Source organism: Zobellia roscoffensis (genome assembly GCF_015330165.1).
Classification (GTDB): Bacteria; Bacteroidota; Bacteroidia; order Flavobacteriales; family Flavobacteriaceae; genus Zobellia; species Zobellia roscoffensis.
The window spans coordinates 1,839,103-1,856,087 of the sequence record NZ_JADDXT010000002.1; the positions used below are offsets into that span (position 1 = coordinate 1,839,103).

Here is a 16,985-nt window from a genome sequence, read left to right on the forward strand (position 1 = left end):
TCAATCAATTCGCACAAGAGCCAAATCAACCTTACTTATAGTAAAATTGTAAAGTGATTTTCTGCCTTCTAGATTTTGTTGGTTAAAAATATAATAACCAGGAAGTTCACATTGGTCTGTTTTTGAAACAATTGCTTTACGGGACATTTCTAAATAAGCTGCCGTCTCATATAATTTAAATGGCGTTTGAATGTGTGTGCGCAAATCTTCTTGCGTAAAAATGTAAAGCGGAGCTTCATTACCAATTATTTCGTAAATCTCGTTTGCATAAACCTGATGTGGTGCGCTAGATGAAGTTAATGACTTTAGTGGTAATGCTACATGGTCAAAGGCCAATCTACATACTACAATAAAACCAATTACAAATAAGTGTTTAACGTAACCAATGGTTTTGTGATGATAAATCCATATAATCAATAACAGTAAGCCAAAAAGAGGCATAGTAAATTTTAGGTGTGGTAAAATCGAAAAATAACCAATAAACGGAATGGCAAAACAAGCGATGAGAGCAATTGTAATAATCACCTTAAAAAAGGTATGGTATGCTTTATGCATCCAATTTTTTTCTTCGAGTTGAAGAAATAATGGATACGTAAGGATAGTAATTACTATGGGAAAAAACATATACGTATAACGTATTCTAGCTCCAGGGGAAATCCAATATACTAGGAAATTGGCCAAAAAAGTAATGACCAGAAAAATCAAATAGGGTTGATTTTTAATCTTTTGTAACTGCTCTTTTTTCCAAATGAATAAAAGGAATAAAGTTGCGGGAAAAATGACGGCAATAAAATTTAAAGGAAAAAAGAAAAGATGTTTTATAATTCCGCTAAAACGGTCACTTAATAAAGTTCGTTGATGTGTGAGGCCCCACATTTTGGTGATATACTGCTGTAAATCTTCATAACTAGCATAGGTGTAAAAATAGAAATATACGGCAGCTGCAGCTAGAGTGACGCTAAAAATATGTCGCCAAGAAAAGAGTCGTTTGAGGTCTTTTTTGTACAAAAGATAAGCGCCTAGTGTAATGATTATGAAGGCGAAAGAAGCAAAACCTTTAGTTAAAAATGCGAGTGTAATAAAAAAATAGGAGCATCCGAATAATAGAAGAAATCGCTTTTGTTGGTAAAAATGGAAAATGCTGAAAACACTTAGTACCACTAATAATGAATAGAAAATATCTATTTCAGCAGTTACGCAGAAATAAAAATAAAGATCGGCACATACCAAATAATATAGCGCGCTCAATATGGCAAATTTTGGCCCAACATATTTTTTAGCCATATAAAAAGTGAGAATACCTGTCAGTAAGAATGAAAATGCTGAAGGAAATCGAAGTGCAAAGGTGTTGTAGCCAAAGATTTTAACGCTTCCGGCAAGAATAATATTCCATAAAGGTGGGTGGTCATAAAAAGTTTCATTGAGAATGGTGGTGACAACAAAATTTTCGTTGAACAACATTTCTAAAGCTACCAGTGCTCGTCGTGGTTCCTCGGTGTGTAATGGTGCTAGGTGCAGATTGTAAAAAAGGGATACCGTATAGAGAATAAGAATCAAAAACGATAGCCAATATATATTTTTGGTATTGGTCGGTTGTAAAAATCCGGTATCAAAAAACTTCATGTTTCTTAGATTTTTTCTAAACCAAAGATGATCATAATACTTCAAAAAAAAAGTTTTAATTCCTCATCTTTGTATTATGAAGAAGGCAAACACATCAGAAGTCCTAGCGACGGAAAGTCTATCCATTAGAGACAAAAAACATCTATGGCACCCATTAACACAGCATAAACTGCATCCAGAAATGCTGGGTATAGTTAAGGCTAAGGGTGCTGTTCTGTATGATGAGAACGGCAAGGATTATATAGATGGTATTGCCTCTTGGTACACTAGCGCATATGGCCATTGTAACGATTATATAATCGATAAGGTGTATGCTCAAATGCAAAAGTTGGATCAAGTGGTTTTTAGTGGTTTTACTCATGAACCTGCGGTTAAATTATCTGAAGAACTCATAAAAGTATTACCTGAAAACCAAGAAAAACTATTCTTTTCCGATAATGGTTCCACAGCTACTGAAATCGGAATTAAAATGGCATTACAATACCATTTTAATCAAGGTAGGAAGCGTAAAACCATGCTGGCTTTTGAAGAAGGGTTTCATGGAGACACATTTGGGGCCATGTCTGTTTCGGGACTATCGGTTTATAACGGGCCTTTCGAAGAGTTTTTTATTGATGTAGAGCGTGTTGATGTACCTACTGATGAAAATATAGAGGCTATACTTTCTCGGTTAGAAGTAAGGTTACAACGAAACGATATAGCAGGATTCATTTACGAACCTTTGGTGCAAGGTGCGGCAGCTATGAAAATGCATAAAGCCGAAAACCTGAACCGCATTTTAAAGCTCTTGAAGAAGCATGGCATACTCACCATTGCCGATGAGGTAATGACAGGTTTTGGTAAAACCGGAAAACCTTTTGCTTCGGAATATATTGAAACCAAACCAGACATCATTTGCATGTCTAAGGCCCTAACGGCTGGTTTAATTCCTATGGCGATCACCAGTTGCTCACAAGAGGTTTACGATGCATTTTATAGTGATGATATGGCAAAGGGGCTTTTCCATGGCCATACCTATTCCGGAAACCCATTAGCTTGCACCGCAGCTTTAGCCGGGTTAGAATTGTTGCAAACACCAGAAATTCAAAACAGTATACAAAGAGTAATCGCTTCGCACGAAGAGTTCGATTCTATAATAAAGAACCACCCCAAAGTTGCGCGTACAAGGCAATGTGGAATTATTTATGCATTGGACTTAAATGTGAAAATGGAACGTTACGGGAATTTACGTGACCAAATGTTCAAGCATTTTATGGATAATGGCGTATTTTTGCGCCCCCTTGGGAGTACCATTTATATTTCTGCACCTTATGTTATTACTGATGAACAGTTGCAAAAAATATATACTACCATCGAAGATTTACTGAACAGTATCTAAATTTTCCGCTTGAAAGAACCAATATCCATTACCGCAATAGGCTCAGTTTCCCCATTGGGAAGGACTTCTGAAGAAACATGGGAGAACTACCTTAAAGACGACCATTTTTTTAGTCAGACTGAATTTGGAGGGGAGATGGAATGGATAGCTTCTTTATCCAGCGAATCCAGGCAAGAAATTGAGTTGCTTAGAAATTCGGATCAAAAATATAAGAGCCTTGATAATACGGTCTTATTTGCGCTTTATGCCTCAAGAGAAGCTATAAAAAAAGCTGGATGGAAAACAGGAGATGATTTTGGAGTTAATATGGGATCCTCACGTGGGGCAACGGCACTTTTTGAAAAATACCATCAGGAATTTTTAGAGAATAATAGAACGGCAACCTTAAGTTCGCCAACCACAACGTTGGGAAATATTTCCTCATGGATAGCACATGATTTAAAAACGAAAGGCCCTGAAATCTCACATTCCATAACCTGTTCTACAGCCCTTCATTCTGTTTTAAATGGAGTCGCGTGGATTAGAAGCGGTATGGCGGACAAATTTTTGGTAGGTGGAAGCGAGGCACCGTTAACGCCCTTTACCATTGCCCAAATGAAGGCGCTAAAAATATATTCGCAATATAAAACGGACATCAGTTCAAAGAATGGAGAAGGATATCCTAACCGAGCATTAGATTTCGAAAAGGAAAGGAACATGATGGTTCTAGGGGAGGGCGCTTCTGTCATGTGTCTGGAAAAAAGGGTTTCATCCAAAACTTTGGCCGTTATAGAAGGTATAGGTTATGCCACTGAACCTTTACGCCATAATATTTCCATTTCTACAGATGCGGAGTGTTTTCAAAGCTCCATGAAAATGGCTTTGGGAGAAATAAATCCAGAAGAAGTTGATGCGATTGTCATGCATGCACCAGGTACAATTAAGGGTGATATATCTGAGTATAAGGCCATTGAAAAAGTTTTTTGTAACAAGTTGCCCTTTTTGACTACAAATAAATGGAAAGTAGGGCATACTTTTGGAGCGTCGGGAGCGTTAAGCATAGAATTAGCGGTCTTGATGATACAGCATCAACACGAAATAAAAGTGCCTTTTGTCACCTATACTTCATCTCCGAAAAAACTTGAAAAAGTACTCGTAAATGCAGTGGGTTTTGGGGGTAACGCAGTTTCAATTTTGTTGTCTCGGAATTTATAGTCCGCTTTCGAATGAGCTTTAGGTAAGATTATTCTTATCTTTAGTCACCAACCTAACTTTACTACTTATGGAACTAGGGTTCGAAACGATGACTTTATTTGAGAAAATCTATTGGGTGACCGCTGTGGTCGGATCCATTTTTCTTATTATCCTCTTAATCATGACCTTTATTGGGGGTGAGATGGATGATATTGACGGTGATGTTGATGCAGAAATAGATGCGGATTCCGGTATTGAGTTTCAGTTTTTATCCTTTAAAAATTTAGTGGGCTTTTTTACCATTTTCGGATGGTCTGGTATTGCTTGTTTAGACGCGGGCATGTCTACCATGGTCACTGTGCTCATATCCGTAATATGTGGTCTGTTGATGATGGTTGCCATGGCCTCTTTATTTTATTATTTAGGAAAATTGCAGAGTAGTGGCACGTTAAGATTGAAAAATGCATTGAACCAGATAGGTGAGGTGTATTTGACTATTGGTGCCAATCGTAAAAGTATAGGAAAGGTAAGTATCAACGTTCAAGGCACTTTACGTGAACTTGAAGCCCTTACCAGTGCTGATATAGACTTAGTGCAGGGTAATGTTGTCATCGTAAAAGAAGTTACCGCAAACGGAATTTTAATTGTTGAACCCATAAATAAATAACCAAATGTTACTAGTAGCCCTACAACTGGCGGGAAGCGCTTCGTTGCTTGCCATTGGCTTTGCCATTCTCTTCTTTTTTATAATCATCATATCTTTTATAAGGCGTTACAAACGTTGTCCTTCAGATCGTATTTTGGTCGTTTACGGAAAGGTTGGTAGCGGAAATTCTGCTCGTTGTATTCACGGTGGAGCTTCCTTTATTTGGCCTGTAATCCAAGATTATGAGTATCTAGATTTAACACCTATTTCTATAGAGGTAAACTTGGTTAATGCATTAAGTAAGCAGAACATTCGTGTAAATGTGCCTTCTCGTTTTACTATTGGTATTTCTACGGAGCCGGGTATTATGCAAAATGCGGCAGAGCGTTTGTTAGGTCAAGGTTTAGAGCAGATCCAAGAACTTGCTAAAGAAATTATTTTCGGACAACTTCGTTTGGTTGTGGCATCAATGGATATTGAAGAAATTAATAACGACAGAGATAAGTTTCTAACGAACATTTCCAACAGTGTAGAATCGGAATTGAAGAAAGTAGGTCTAAAACTGATCAACGTAAACATTACGGATATTGTTGATGAGTCCGGGTATATAGAAGCTTTAGGTAAAGAAGCGGCAGCACACGCTATAAACGCGGCCAGGAAATCTGTTGCTGAGAAAACTAGAGATGGTTCTATTGGTGAGGCAAACGCGGTCCAAGATGAGCGTACGCAAGTTGCAGCGGCAAATGCCCAAGCGGTAGAAGGGGAAAATGTTGCAAAGATTAATGTAGCCAATTCGGATTCGTTACGTCGTCAAAGAGAGGCGGAAGCAGAAAGAACGGCAATTGCGGCAGAAAAAGTACAAGCGGCAAAAGCTTTGGAAGAGTCCTATGCAGCAGAGAAAGATGCGGAAATTGCGAGAGCGGAGCGTGTTCGTAGTTCGCAAATGGCAGATATTGTTGTGCCTGCGGAAATAGACAAGAAGAAAGTTGAAATTGATGCCGAAGCGGAAGCGGAAATGATTCGTAGAAGAGCGAAAGGTGAAGCGGACGCAATTCTGTTCAAAGCACAGGCGGAAGCACAAGGTCTGTTTGAAATTCTGACCAAGCAAGCACAAGGTCTCGATGAGATTGTAAAAGCTGCAGGCAATAATCCTCAAGATGCAGTTCTGTTATTGGTTGCCGATAAGTTGCCCGAGTTGGTAAAAACACAAGCCGAAGCTATCAAGAATATTAAAATAGATAAGGTTACCGTTTGGGATTCCGGAGCAAAAACAGCAGATGGAAAAGGCTCTACCGCTAATTTCATTTCGGGAATGTACAAGTCGGTTCCGCCGTTACAAGAAATGTTTAATATGGCCGGAATGCAATTGCCGGAATATCTAAAGGGGAAAGATATTCCTGAAGGTACAGATGATTCAAAGTCTGTGGATTCGGAAAAGAAAGTTGACAAGGAGTAAATTTATTTTTACATATAAAAAGAAGCCTGTTGAATATATTTCAACAGGCTTTTTTCATTTGCAAAAGTATGATTATTTCGCCTTATTTGGAATTTCAAGTTTAGAAAGGTTATTTTTGACCCGAGATTTCAAAGACTATGAGCGAAACAAGACACAACTGGACGAAAGAAGAGATTCTTGATATTTACAATACACCTTTAATGGAGTTGCTTTATGATGCGGCTACTATCCATAGAAAACATCATGATCCAAATACGGTTCAGGTGTCTACCTTACTTTCAATAAAAACAGGCGGTTGCCCTGAAGACTGTGGGTATTGTCCGCAAGCGGCACGGTACCACACAGATATTGAAGGGAATGATCTTATGAAAGTTTCGCACGTAAAAGCGCAGGCTTTAAGGGCAAAAGCTTCCGGTAGCTCGCGAGTTTGTATGGGTGCAGCATGGCGGAATGTAAAGGATGGTCCTGAGTTTGATCAGGTGTTGGAAATGGTGCGTACCATTAACAAGCTAGATATGGAGGTTTGTTGTACGTTGGGTATGTTAACCGAAAATCAAGCACACCGTTTAGCTGAAGCCGGTCTTTATGCTTATAACCACAATTTAGATACATCAGAAGATTATTATAAAGATGTTATTTCTACACGTGCTTTTGAGGATCGTCTAGAAACAATAGATAATGTTCGTAAGAGCAATGTAACAGTTTGTAGCGGTGGTATCATCGGTATGGGTGAGGCTATTGAAGATCGCGCCGGAATGTTGGTTGCTTTGGCAAGTTTGAATCCTCAGCCAGAATCTGTACCTATTAATTCATTAGTGGCCGTAGAAGGAACTCCAATGGAAGATATGGAGCCAGTTTCTATTTGGGATATGATTCGTATGGTAGCAACCACGCGTATTGTTATGCCGGAAACGCAAGTGCGTTTATCTGCTGGTCGTACGGAAATGAGTAGAGAAGGACAAGCCATGTGCTTCTTTGCAGGTGCTAATTCCATTTTCGCGGGAGACAAATTGTTGACCACTCCTAATCCAGATGTAAACGAGGATATGGAAATGTTCAAAATGTTAGGTCTTAATCCTCAAAAACCATTCACTAAAGTTTCACAACCAAAAACGGTAGAAGCTGCTGAATCTAAGTTGCAACCTTTGGGTGAAAAACCAAAATGGACTCGACCTGGACATACTATCGAGAGAAACGAAGAGGCAAAGGCGAAAAGCAAAGTGATAGATTAATTTAATTTTAAGAAAATATTTACTTAAGGTTAATTAAATTTACCGCTTAAATAGAATCATAGTTCCATTGAAGCTAACAGCCATTCCAAGGGTATCTACAATCTCCAAGGAAGATTTTTTAGAACACTATTTTAAACCGCAGAAACCTGTGGTGATAGAACGTGCTATAGAAAATTGGCCTGCTTTTAAAAAGTGGAATCTTGATTATATTCGTGAAGTTGCAGGAGATAAAATTGTACCATTGTATGATGACCGTCCGGTTAACCATGAAGATGGTTTTAACGAGCCACATGCAAAAATGAAAATGTCCGAGTACGTAGATTTGTTAAAGGCAAAGCCTACTAAGTACCGTATTTTTCTTTGGAACGTTTTAAAGGAAGTGCCGCAGCTTCAAAAAGATTATGAGTTTCCTGATTTTGGACTCACGTTAAAAAAGAAGCTGCCCATGCTCTTTTTTGGGGGTAGGGATTCATTTACTTTCATGCACTATGATATTGATATGTCCAATATTTTCCATTTTCATTTCGAAGGTAAAAAGGAGTGTATTCTATTCGCGCCATCTGAAACTAAGTACTTGTACAAAGTCCCTAATTCACTTATTACGCACGAAAGTATAGATTTTGAAAATCCTGATTTTGAAAAATGGCCTGCGCTACAGCAAGCCAGCGGTTTCAAAACCGATCTGAACCATGGAGAAGTGCTGTTCATGCCAGAAGGTTATTGGCATTATATGAAGTATAAAACCCCAGGATTTTCTATGAGCCTTAGGTCTTGGCCAAAGAACCCGATAAATTTTGCAGAGGGGCTTTATAATGTTTTCATAATGCGTAATTTTGATATTTTAATGAGAAAAATTCGAGGCCAGAAATGGATAGATCAAAAGAATCGAAGGGCAATAGAGCGAACATCTAAAATAGCCTCCAAATAATTTTTTGATTATCCGTTTCCATAAAAAACACTATAAATGAAATTTTACGTTTTATCCCTTTGCTTACTTCTTACAACTACTTTTTTATCGGCACAGGCCTATGAAGGTAGAGATGATCAAAAGTTTCAAGTAGGGGCAAATTTACAGAGTAACGGCACGGGAATCATGACTTCATATGATTTTGGTTTGGGTGAAAATATATCTATTGGAGCTACGGCAACGTATCTTTTAGGTATTGATGAGGGTATATCTGCAAGTACTTGGGAGCGTTTTGATACAAAGGCACGCTTTAGTGCACATTTGGGAAATATTATCGGTCTTAGTGATGAGGTTGATATTTACCCTGGATTAGATTTAGGTTTGAAAAACTTCGGTTTTCATATGGGAGCGCGTTATTTTTTTTCTGATGGGTTGGGTATTTACACCGAACTTGGTTTTCCCATTGCTAAATATAAAATTGAAGATTTAGAGCCAGCTGAAAAACTACACAACCAATTTACCGTGAATATTGGTGCGGTTTTTAATTTTTTATAGGTCTATTTTTTTTCTAAGTGGGTTACGGCACAAGTTCTTTGAGCTTTTCATAGACCAAATGGCTCTCCCAACCTCTATATAAAAGGTAATCGGCCAACTTTTTCTTTCGCCTTAAAGGATTTCGTTCCGTAATTTGGGAAAGTCTTTTCTCGGCAAGGATGTCTAACGTCCGTAGATAGTCTTCAGCGTCTATTTCTTTGAGGGCTGTGGTGATATTGTATTTTGAGATATTGCGTTGCTTCAGTTCGTTTACAATACGTTTTTTACCCCATTTCTTTATAGAGAATTTACCTCTGGCAAAACTCTGGGCAAATCGCTCTTCGTTTAAAAAGTTCTCGTGGATTAAATGAACCACAATCTGGTCTATGGCTTCAGGAATCATTCGCATTTCACGAAGCTTTGTAACCACTTCTTTATGACAACGATCTTGATAGGCGCAATACCCTTCTAATTTTCTCTTTGCTTCTTCAATGGAATAAGCGCGTTGTTCGTGCATAAATATATTCTGGTTTTGCCAATGGCTCGTGAAGCAAAAATACAATTTGAGGTGGTAAGAAGACGAACTTAAAATTTAAATGTAAAGCATAAAAAAAGCGACCATCGTTGCCGAAGGTCGCTTTAAAACTTTTAATATATGGTTTTACCGTCTTTGTCTTTAAAACGGTATTCAAGATACGTATACGCGTCTCTAGGTTGTATTTTAATCCATTTTTTGTGTTCTAAGAACCACTTAGAACGCATGGAAGGAAAGCCTTTAGTAATGTAGGCCGCGATAAACGGATGAATGTTAAGTGTAATTCCGTTATCTTTCTTAGGACCTTTTAAGAGCTTTTCAAGGTCGGCGTTAATTTTGTCTATCAAAACAATTGGGGCTTCAATTTCTTTCCCATTACCATTCGGATTTACCTCGGTAGTTTTGATATTCATTTCGGGCCGTACCCGTTGCCTTGTAATCTGTATAAGTCCAAATTTACTTGGAGGTAATATTTTGTGTTTTGCACGATCATCTTTCATCTCATCCCTAAGATGATCAAAAAGCTTTTTACGGTGCGGCGCTTTTACCATGTCAATAAAATCAACAACAATAATACCGCCCATATCACGCAAACGCAATTGTCGGGCTATTTCTGAAGCTGCCAGTAAATTCACCTCTAAAGCGGTGTCTTCTTGATTTTTGGCCTTGTTAGAACGGTTACCACTGTTTACATCTACAACGTGTAGTGCTTCCGTATGTTCTATAATAAGATAAGCGCCTTTACTCATACTGGCGGTTCGGCCAAAAGAAGTTTTTATTTGTCGCTCAATTCCAAATTTTTCAAAAATAGGAACAGAAGAATTATACAGTTTAACTATGGATTCCTTTCCAGGTGCAATTTCTAGCAAGTAATCTTTGATTTGCTCATAAAGGGTTTCATCATCAACATTGATTCCTGTGAAAGAATCATTGAAAATATCCCTAAGGATGGAAGATGCCCTGTTGAGTTCAACCAACACTTTTGAAGGTGTGTGAGCCTTGTACAATTTTTTACACATTGTTGACCATTTAGCCAACAAATTTTCTAGGTCTTTGTCTAGTTCCGCTACTTTTTTGCCTTCGGCAACTGTTCTTATAATGACGCCGAATCCTTTAGGTTTAATACTTCTTACGAGTATTTTTAACCTTTCTTTTTCTTCGCTACTTCCTATTTTTTGAGATACGGAAACACGATCAGAAAAAGGTACCATTACCAAATAACGCCCAGCTATAGAAAGCTCGGAGCTAATTCTTGGTCCTTTGGTTGAGATAGGTTCTTTAACGATTTGAACCAATAACGACTGATTTGCTTTGATGACGTCTGTGATTACGCCATTCTTGTCAATATCTTTTTCGAATGGAAAGTTGGCAAGTGAGTAATCTGTAATCTTATTGGTACTCACGCCCTTTATGAATTTAAGCATAGTGGCCAATTGTGGGCCAAGGTCATGATAGTGCAGAAACGCATCTTTTTCATAACCAACATTTACAAAAGCTGCGTTTAGACCGGTGACCGGTTTACGAACCTTTGCTAAGAAAATATCACCAACGGAAAAATCGTTGTTGTCTTCTTCTTTATGCAATTCAGTGAGCTTTCCATCTTTTAGGAGTGCAAAATCGACGGCATCAGAACTAGATCTTACGATTAATTCTCTATTCACCTGAATGTATTTGTATTTGCCAACACTTAATATTAAGTAGGCAAACAGATTAAACAATAATTGAAGCGAATTACCTGAATTCGCCGAGATTTTCTGTAATCTCTATGTCAATGAACATATGGGGTGAAAAAACAAGCAAAGGGGTTGAAAAATTTCAACCCCTAGCAATTATTTTTTCTTGTGTCGGTTAGCTCTCCTGCGCTTCTTGCGCTTATGGGTAGCTACCTTATGTCTCTTTCTTTTCTTACCACTCGGCATAAAATTCTACTTTAAGTTAGTATATTTATTTTACTTGTACGTTGCTTTTGACACCTTCTACAAAAACCTTGGCAGGCTTAAATGCAGGAATATTGTGTGCCGGTATTTTAATTGTAGTGTTCTTACTAATGTTCCTTCCGGTTTTTTCGGCTCTTGTTTTAATGATAAAACTACCAAAACCGCGAAGATAAACATTGTCACCACTTTCCAAAGAAGATTTCACCTCTTCCATAAAACTTTCAACTGTGGCCTGCACATCACCTTTTTCAATTCCCAGCTTGTCTGAGATCTTCGATACAATTTCTGCTTTCGTCATCTTTCGTGTTAAATTTTCAGTATAATTTTTTTGGGATGCAAATATATAAATTAAAATTAATCTTTCGTGCTAAAGGGTTAATTTTAAGTCGTTCACCTTCACTTTTCAATTTATGCCTATTCTTGGGTATGCATATCATTTAATAAACAATTAATTTCGTGCCATAGCAGTTACAAAAATGACATTTTCAGAGCGAATTCTTGTTTGGTATAAAGTAAATAAAAGAACCTTGCCGTGGAGGAGCACAAGGGACCCATATAAGATATGGCTTTCTGAGATTATGTTGCAGCAAACACGGGTGGTTCAAGGTACTCCGTACTACTTAAAGTTCATTCATAATTACCCTAAAGTACATGATCTTGCAAGCGCTTCCGAGGAGGAAGTTTTAAAGCTTTGGCAGGGTTTGGGCTATTATTCAAGAGCACGAAACTTACATGCTACGGCTAAGATGGTAGTTGGTGAATATGGGGGTAAATTTCCTGATACCTATAAAGAATTACTGTTGCTCAAAGGAGTGGGGGACTATACGGCAAGTGCAATTTCATCTATTTGTTTTGATAGGCCTGAAGCAGTGGTAGATGGTAATGTTTATAGGGTTTTGTCACGTTATTTTGGAGTTGATTTACCCATTAATAGTACCGAAGGTGTTAAATATTTCAAAAAGTTAGCCAAGGAGGTCATGAATGTGCAAAACATTCGTGATTATAACCAAGGAATTATGGAATTTGGTGCCATTCAGTGTTCGCCAAAAAGTCCAGATTGCAACATATGCCCTTTGAATGAAAGTTGTGTAGCGCTACAAACTAATAAGGTGGCAGAGCTCCCGGTAAAGTTGAAAAAGACTAAAGTCCGCAATAGATACTTCAATTATGTGGTTTTTATATCGGAACGAGGGGAAACAATACTCGAACAACGAAAAGGTAAAGGAATATGGCAAAATCTTTGGCAATTTCCACTTGTGGAGTCAGATAGTGAACTTTCAAAACCTGCTTTGGAGCGGGAATTAAGTACTTTATATTGTAATACTGAAGTGGTTTCTGTGGATAAGTTTAATACAGATGCTATTGTTCATAAGCTATCGCATCAACATTTATATACTACATTTTGGATCGTGCATACAAAAGGTGGTCTCAAAGAGAGTATTTCGTTTGAAGACGTTGAGAACTACCCTGTACCCGTTCTTATTGCTGAGTTTTTAGATCGGTTTGGAAAGAAGTAGTTTTTGGTAGCATGCCTTACCTTTTCCATTTTCTGTTGACCTTTGCATAAATTATAAAAATCGTAACAGAATCACTTGGTACTGAAGGCTAAAAAACAAGTATATTTGTAGATTCAAATTGCAAAAAAAAAAGGAGACTATGAGTGGTACGTTGAATAAAGTAATGTTAATTGGCCATTTAGGTGATGAGGTGAAGATGCATTATTTTGAAGGAGGAGGATGTATTGGTCGGTTTCCTATTGCTACTAATGAAAGCTATACCAACAAGCAAACCGGAGAGCGCGTTACAAATACAGATTGGCATAATGTTGTAGTGCGAAATAAAGCTGCTGAAATATGTGAAAAGTATTTGAGTAAAGGCGATAAGGTGTATGTGGAAGGCCGTTTGAAAAACCGTCAATGGCAAGGTGAAGATGGTAATACACGTTACAGTACGGAAATTCATGTTCAAGAGTTTACATTTCTCTCTACGAAGAAAGAAAGTATGTCAAATCAACAATCTGGAGGACAACAACCACAGCAAAATACCGTTTCAAATACAGCCAGTAGCGCTAAGGCAGCTCCAGAAGTTAGATCAGAGGAAGATGATGACCTTCCTTTTTAAGAAAAATTATGTATTTTTAGTAAACCCCTAGAGATACAATTAAATGCTATGAAGCAAGTATATTTAGACAATTGTAGTTTTATAGAATCTTTGGACTCTGCCAGTTTGCATATTGGGCAGAAGTTAGGGGTTAAGTTGTATTCACAAACCACTGTTTATTTCTAAATTTTTGGCCGTTGGACCCTGACCCCCTTAGTTTAGTACCTTATTTCATTACTCTAGTAGGTGCTTTTGCATTTGAGATTACAATTCTTGTTGTATTATTAATGTCATCTGCGCTTGTTTCTGGTGCAGAAGTTGCTTTTTTTGGACTTTCACCTACAGATGTAAATGAGATTTCGGAAGAGAAAAGTGTACGTGGAAATATAATAGTTAAACTTCTTGATCGCCCTAAAAAACTACTGGCTACTATTCTTATCGCTAATAATGCCATTAATATTGGTGTAGTTCTACTATTCAGTACTATTGGCAACTCTCTTTTTGCAAATGTTGAGTTAGAATGGGTACGGTTTCTCTTAGAAGTTGTAGTAGCTACTTTTTTGATATTAATGTTCGGTGAGATTTTACCAAAAGTTTATGCAAACCGAAATAGAAAAGCATTTGCCCACCTTATGTCATACCCGCTTAATGTGCTAGATTTTTTGTTTAGTCCGTTGAGTCTTCCTATGCGGGCGGGAACTCTATTTTTATATGATAAATTGGGTAAGCAAAAATCCAATTTAAGCGTAGATCATCTTTCTCAAGCTTTAGAATTAACTTCGGACGGAGATACAACCAAAGAAGAACAAAAGATACTACAAGGTATAGTAACCTTTGGGAATACAGATACCAAACAGGTAATGCGTCCGCGTATAGACATCTTTGCAGTGAGCGAGGATATGAAATTTCTTGAAATTTTTGCAGAAATTAAAAAACACGGGTATTCTAGAATTCCGGTTTTTTCAGAGAATATGGACAATGTTCTGGGAGTGCTCTACGTTAAAGATTTGTTACCTTATATAGATAGGAAGACCTTTAACTGGATGACGCTTATCCGTGAGCCCTATTTTGTTCCGGAAAACAAAAAGCTAGATGACTTATTATTAGAGTTCCAGGAGAAAAAAAATCACCTGGCTGTAGTTGTAGATGAGTATGGAGGTACTTCAGGTATTGTTACTTTAGAAGATATTATTGAGGAAATAGTTGGTGATATTAGCGATGAATTTGATGATGAAGACCTTATTTTTTCAAAACTAGATGATTTTAATTTTGTTTTTGATGGGAAGACTGCGCTTAAGGATTTTTATCGCGTAGCCAAAATTGAAAATGAAATCGATTTTGAAGAACACAAGGGAGAGTCTGAGACTATTGCTGGTTTTGTTCTTGAAATAGCGGGAAGTTTTCCTAAAAGAGGAGAGATAATTGTATTTAATGAATATCAGTTTATAGTAGAAAGCTTAGACAAAAAGAGGTTGAAGCAAATAAAAATAACGTTGCCCCAAGATGTACAGATATAGTTTTTTTCTTTTGATGGTATTCATATTAGCTATTGGCTGTAAAGAGGAGGTCTTGCCAAAGCCTAAAGCGCAATTACGTTTGGAATATGGGGCACCAAAGCAAGGAAAATTGCAGACAGAACATTTTATGTTCGACTACAATATCAAGGCTAAAATAAAAAGTAAAACAAAGACTTCTCTAGTTTTAGGATACCCAGAGATGAAGGGTGAGATTTATATCAACTATAAAAAGGTAGAGGACAATGTTGAAAAGTTGCTTGCTGATGCCCAAAGACTAAGTTATGAGCATTCTGTGAAAGCAGATGGTATATTGGAGCAACCTTTTGTAAATGAAAAAAACGGTGTTTACGGTATGTTTTATGAGGTTACTGGTAATGCTGCATCACAAGCACAATTTTATGTTACTGATAGTACTGATAACTTTGTAACGGGGTCATTATATTTCTACACGAGACCCAACTATGATTCAATATATCCAGCGGCGGCCTATCTTCAGAATGATATTCGAGGGATTATGGAAACCTTAAAGTGGAAAGAGTAAAAAGGCGCCTAGAGTATGAGCTTTGATTTGGTCTTTTCTTTTAAAAACCTTAAGTTTTGTGCTAAATTTAGGTGTCTATAAATCTAAATCAGGCTGATTGAATTGTGTATTCATCAAAAATGAAAGTAATATTTACTTCCATGTGAAATATTTGTTCTTTTGTTATTAAAAAAGTTAACGGTTTTGAAGTTTATTATAATAAATTTGTATTATTATACTTACAAAGCGCACCCTATTTTTAATTTTCAATAATACTTAATGTCTTTACTCCAGATAATCCATCGACTAAAAGAAGTAAATAGCTTGACCAAGCACGAACAATTGGTGCATGGTGTTATAGAAGCTTTGGATTCTGGGGAGCTTTTGGTTGGTGATAAATTACCATCAATAAATAAAATGGTATCAGATATTGGCTATGCTAGAAAGACCATAGTTAAGGCTTATGAGGAGTTAAAAGAGAGAGGGCTGGTAGAGTCTAAAAAATTAAAAGGGTACTTTATTATAAGTGATGAGACTAAAGTGACGTTGAGGATAGCCTTGCTTTTATTTTCTTTTCAACGTTTCCAAGAAGACTTTTATAACTCTTTCAGAAAAGAACTAGGAAATAAGTATCAGATAGATGTTTTTTTTCATCACAACAACATTTCGATTTTTGAGACCATTTTCAATAATATTCGAGGTAAATATGGAATGTATGTGGTAGCTCCAATTCCAGATAAGGTAATTAGGCCTCTTCTTTTGACGATCGAACCTCAAAAGTTACTGATAGTTGACCGGTATTTGCCAATGCCAGATGAGTATTCGTATATAGCTCAGGAATTTGAGGCAACCACATTTGATAAGTTAATAGAGTTGCTTCCAGAAATTAGAAAATATAAGAAGCTAGTTCTTTTTTATGCTGAAAATAGAGACTACCCACGTGGAATTTTATTGGCCTTCCATAGGTTCATTGCTGATTATGGTATAAATGGAGTTGTGTTAGAGGATTATGTTGAAGGTTCTCTTGAAAAAGAATCCATTTACTTTTTCATTAATGACGCTTCTCTTTGGGAATTACTTAAGGACTGCCATAATTCTAATTTGGAAGTGGGCGAAGATGTGGGGGTGCTATCTCATAATGACCACATAATTAAAGAAATTGCCTTTGGAGGTATTACTACAATCTCTACGGATTTTAAAGATATGGCTACAATGGCTGCCCAACACATTAAAAATAACATGGTTTCTCAGACCATTGTTACTTCAAAACTGTTTAAGCGTAACTCTTTGTGATATTAGCGTAATAGCTGAATTTGCTGTAAAATTCATCCTTATAAATTTTAGAATATCTATTTTTTAGCGCTTAAAATGATTAATTCTCATTTTTGGCAGCGAAAATTGTTTTTGGTATGGAAAAAATTCTTATT

16 protein-coding genes are annotated in these 16,985 nt (G+C 37.1%); 12 read left to right on the top strand and 4 right to left on the bottom strand.

Going from position 1 to position 16,985, the window contains the following annotated elements; genetic code table 11:
- Positions 1–1,623: an ArnT family glycosyltransferase gene (locus tag IWC72_RS07800; protein WP_194529393.1), complete on the bottom strand. Its 1,623-nt coding sequence runs from the start codon at positions 1,621–1,623 to the stop codon at positions 1–3.
- 76 nt (positions 1,624–1,699) lie between these two features.
- Here IWC72_RS07800 and bioA point away from each other — a divergent pair, with 76 nt between their 5' ends.
- The 7 genes from bioA (at position 1,700) to IWC72_RS07835 (ending at position 8,970) form a co-directional block, all read left to right on the top strand.
- Positions 1,700–3,001, top strand: a complete 1,302-nt coding sequence (gene bioA, locus IWC72_RS07805) for an adenosylmethionine--8-amino-7-oxononanoate transaminase (RefSeq protein WP_194529394.1) — start codon at positions 1,700–1,702, stop codon at positions 2,999–3,001.
- A gap of 9 nt (positions 3,002–3,010) precedes the next feature.
- Positions 3,011–4,195: a beta-ketoacyl synthase N-terminal-like domain-containing protein gene (locus IWC72_RS07810; protein ID WP_194529395.1), complete on the top strand. Its 1,185-nt coding sequence runs from the start codon at positions 3,011–3,013 to the stop codon at positions 4,193–4,195.
- A 67-nt stretch (positions 4,196–4,262) separates the two neighbouring features.
- Positions 4,263–4,841, top strand: coding sequence for a hypothetical protein (locus IWC72_RS07815; protein ID WP_194529396.1), 579 nt, complete (start codon positions 4,263–4,265; stop codon positions 4,839–4,841).
- A 4-nt stretch (positions 4,842–4,845) separates the two neighbouring features.
- Complete coding sequence (locus tag IWC72_RS07820) at positions 4,846–6,276, top strand: flotillin family protein (protein ID WP_194525660.1); 1,431 nt, start codon at positions 4,846–4,848, stop codon at positions 6,274–6,276.
- A gap of 137 nt (positions 6,277–6,413) precedes the next feature.
- Positions 6,414–7,508 (top strand): biotin synthase BioB, encoded by a 1,095-nt coding sequence (gene bioB / locus IWC72_RS07825; protein ID WP_194525661.1) that lies wholly within the window; start codon positions 6,414–6,416, stop codon positions 7,506–7,508.
- A 67-nt stretch (positions 7,509–7,575) separates the two neighbouring features.
- Positions 7,576–8,436 carry a cupin-like domain-containing protein gene (locus IWC72_RS07830; RefSeq protein WP_194529397.1) on the top strand — a complete coding sequence of 287 codons (861 nt, stop codon included), beginning with the start codon at positions 7,576–7,578 and terminating at the stop codon, positions 8,434–8,436.
- A gap of 36 nt (positions 8,437–8,472) precedes the next feature.
- A complete protein-coding gene (locus IWC72_RS07835) occupies positions 8,473–8,970 on the top strand; it encodes a DUF6646 family protein (RefSeq protein WP_194525663.1) in 498 nt (165 codons plus the stop codon).
- Between the two features lie 22 nt (positions 8,971–8,992).
- Here IWC72_RS07835 and IWC72_RS07840 read toward each other — a convergent pair whose 3' ends face one another.
- The 3 genes from IWC72_RS07840 to IWC72_RS07850 form a co-directional block, all read right to left on the bottom strand.
- A complete protein-coding gene (locus tag IWC72_RS07840) occupies positions 8,993–9,466 on the bottom strand; it encodes a regulatory protein RecX (protein WP_194529398.1) in 474 nt (157 codons plus the stop codon).
- Positions 9,467–9,597: 131 nt separating this feature from the next.
- Complete coding sequence (locus IWC72_RS07845; protein WP_194525665.1) at positions 9,598–11,145, bottom strand: Rne/Rng family ribonuclease; 1,548 nt, start codon at positions 11,143–11,145, stop codon at positions 9,598–9,600.
- A gap of 283 nt (positions 11,146–11,428) precedes the next feature.
- The gene (locus IWC72_RS07850) at positions 11,429–11,719 is read right to left on the bottom strand and encodes an HU family DNA-binding protein (protein ID WP_038236075.1); all 291 of its coding nucleotides are present in this window, start codon (positions 11,717–11,719) and stop codon (positions 11,429–11,431) included.
- A gap of 178 nt (positions 11,720–11,897) precedes the next feature.
- Between IWC72_RS07850 and mutY the strand changes: the two genes are divergently transcribed.
- The 5 genes from mutY (at position 11,898) to IWC72_RS07875 (ending at position 16,851) form a co-directional block, all read left to right on the top strand.
- Positions 11,898–12,938, top strand: coding sequence for an A/G-specific adenine glycosylase (mutY, locus tag IWC72_RS07855; protein ID WP_194529399.1), 1,041 nt, complete (start codon positions 11,898–11,900; stop codon positions 12,936–12,938).
- Positions 12,939–13,077: 139 nt separating this feature from the next.
- Entirely contained in the window at positions 13,078–13,542 is a 465-nt protein-coding gene (locus tag IWC72_RS07860; protein WP_194525667.1) for a single-stranded DNA-binding protein, read from the top strand.
- Between the two features lie 176 nt (positions 13,543–13,718).
- Positions 13,719–15,038: a gliding motility-associated protein GldE gene (locus IWC72_RS07865; RefSeq protein ID WP_194525668.1), complete on the top strand. Its 1,320-nt coding sequence runs from the start codon at positions 13,719–13,721 to the stop codon at positions 15,036–15,038.
- A 13-nt stretch (positions 15,039–15,051) separates the two neighbouring features.
- Positions 15,052–15,579, top strand: coding sequence for a gliding motility lipoprotein GldD (gldD, locus tag IWC72_RS07870; protein ID WP_262893488.1), 528 nt, complete (start codon positions 15,052–15,054; stop codon positions 15,577–15,579).
- A gap of 258 nt (positions 15,580–15,837) precedes the next feature.
- Positions 15,838–16,851 (top strand): GntR family transcriptional regulator, encoded by a 1,014-nt coding sequence (locus tag IWC72_RS07875; protein ID WP_194529400.1) that lies wholly within the window; start codon positions 15,838–15,840, stop codon positions 16,849–16,851.
- The last annotated feature ends 134 nt before the right edge of the window (positions 16,852–16,985 follow it).

Coding starts and splice junctions, on each gene's coding strand:
- IWC72_RS07820 (WP_194525660.1), top strand. CDS start 4,846: ATGTTACTAGTAGCCCTACAACTGGCGGGAAGCGCTTCGTTGCTTGCC.
- IWC72_RS07850 (WP_038236075.1), bottom strand. CDS start 11,719: ATGACGAAAGCAGAAATTGTATCGAAGATCTCAGACAAGCTGGGAATT.
- IWC72_RS07860 (WP_194525667.1), top strand. CDS start 13,078: ATGAGTGGTACGTTGAATAAAGTAATGTTAATTGGCCATTTAGGTGAT.
- bioA (WP_194529394.1), top strand. CDS start 1,700: ATGAAGAAGGCAAACACATCAGAAGTCCTAGCGACGGAAAGTCTATCC.
- IWC72_RS07815 (WP_194529396.1), top strand. CDS start 4,263: ATGGAACTAGGGTTCGAAACGATGACTTTATTTGAGAAAATCTATTGG.
- IWC72_RS07875 (WP_194529400.1), top strand. CDS start 15,838: ATGTCTTTACTCCAGATAATCCATCGACTAAAAGAAGTAAATAGCTTG.
- IWC72_RS07800 (WP_194529393.1), bottom strand. CDS start 1,623: ATGAAGTTTTTTGATACCGGATTTTTACAACCGACCAATACCAAAAAT.
- IWC72_RS07840 (WP_194529398.1), bottom strand. CDS start 9,466: ATGCACGAACAACGCGCTTATTCCATTGAAGAAGCAAAGAGAAAATTA.
- IWC72_RS07835 (WP_194525663.1), top strand. CDS start 8,473: ATGAAATTTTACGTTTTATCCCTTTGCTTACTTCTTACAACTACTTTT.
- gldD (WP_262893488.1), top strand. CDS start 15,052: ATGGTATTCATATTAGCTATTGGCTGTAAAGAGGAGGTCTTGCCAAAG.
- bioB (WP_194525661.1), top strand. CDS start 6,414: ATGAGCGAAACAAGACACAACTGGACGAAAGAAGAGATTCTTGATATT.
- mutY (WP_194529399.1), top strand. CDS start 11,898: ATGACATTTTCAGAGCGAATTCTTGTTTGGTATAAAGTAAATAAAAGA.